Below are 1,599 nucleotides of genomic sequence, written 5' to 3'. Positions count from 1 at the left end.
TGAGCACCAGCGTAGGCGACCCGGGTCGGTAACCTCTGCGAAACAACTGGGTGACCGTCGGGCAACACCGCGGTCCTAGCGTCGCGGGCAGACAGCGGTGGAGCACCGCCGCGATCCCGACACGAGGAGCCATCGAGGGTGTTCAGCAACTCCGAAGAGGTCCTGAAGTTCATCAGTGACGAGAAGGTCGAGTACCTCGACATCCGCTTCTGCGACCTTCCCGGCGTGATGCAGCACCTCACCGTCCCCGCGGCCACCGCCGCCGGCGTCTTCGAGGACGGGGCCGCGTTCGACGGCTCGTCCATCCGCGGCTTCCAGGCGATCAACGAGTCGGACATGGCCCTGCTCCCCGACCCGGCCACCGCCCGGCTGGACCCGTTCCGCAAGCACAAGACGCTGAACGTCAACTTCTTCGTGCACGACCCGATCACGGGCGAGCCCTACAGCCGCGACCCCCGCAACATCGCGCGCAAGGCCGAGCAGTACCTGACCGCGTCCGGGATCGCCGACACCGCCTACATGGCGCCCGAGGCCGAGTTCTACGTGTTCGACTCGATCCGCTTCGGCTCGGACCCCCACCAGACCTACCACCACATCGACTCCGCCGAGGGCTGGTGGAACACCGGCCGCGACGAGCCCGGCGGCAACCTGGGCTACAAGGTCAACTACAAGGGCGGGTACTTCCCCGTGCCCCCGGTCGACCACTACGCCGACCTGCGCGCGGACATCGTCAGCAACATGATCATGTCCGGCTTCGAGGTGGAGCGCGAGCACCACGAGGTCGGCACCGCCGGCCAGGCGGAGATCAACTACAAGTTCAACACGCTGCTGCACGCGGCCGACGACATCATGCTGTTCAAGTACCTGGTGAAGAACACCGCCTGGCAGAACGGCAAGACCGCGACCTTCATGCCGAAGCCGCTGTTCGGCGACAACGGCTCGGGCATGCACGTGCACCAGTCGCTGTGGTCGGGCGGGCAGCCGCTGTTCCACGACGAGGCCGGCTACGGCGGCCTGTCCGACACCGCCCGCTACTACATCGGCGGCCTGCTCCACCACGCCCCGAGCCTGCTGGCCTTCACCAACCCGACGGTGAACTCCTACCACCGCCTGGTGCCGGGCTTCGAGGCCCCGGTGAACCTGGTCTACTCCGCGCGCAACCGCTCGGCCTGCATCCGCATCCCGCTCTCGGGCAACAACCCGAAGGCCAAGCGCATCGAGTTCCGCTGCCCCGACTCCTCCGGCAACCCCTACCTCGCGTTCTCCGCGATGCTCATGGCCGGCCTCGACGGCATCAAGAACAAGATCGAGCCGGCCGCGCCGATCGACAAGGACCTCTACGAGCTGCCGCCCGAGGAGGCCAAGGACATCGCCCAGGTCCCCGGCAGCCTCGCCGCGGTGATCGACCGGCTCGAGGAGGACCACGACTACCTGCTCGAGGGCGGCGTGTTCACCCCGGACCTGATCGAGACCTGGATCAGCTACAAGCGGGACAACGAGATCGACCCGCTGCGGCTGCGCCCGCACCCCTACGAGTTCGCGCTGTACTACGACGTCTGATCGCTAGCGCCTCCTGACCAGCCGCAACTGTGCCAGGAG

General features: G+C 67.2%; 1 protein-coding gene. It reads left to right on the top strand.

Features of this window, described 5'->3' with window-relative positions; genetic code table 11:
- Window positions 1–138 precede the first annotated feature (138 nt).
- Entirely contained in the window at window positions 139–1,560 is a 1,422-nt protein-coding gene (gene glnA, locus QZX79_RS01030; RefSeq protein ID WP_294563465.1) for a type I glutamate--ammonia ligase, read from the top strand.
- Window positions 1,561–1,599: the final 39 nt, after the last annotated feature.

Source organism: uncultured Arthrobacter sp. (assembly GCF_902805515.1).
Taxonomy (GTDB): Bacteria; Actinomycetota; Actinomycetes; order Actinomycetales; family Micrococcaceae; genus Arthrobacter_D.
Note: the sequence above shows the minus strand (reverse complement) of the source record. Positions and strands in the feature narration are given on the sequence as shown.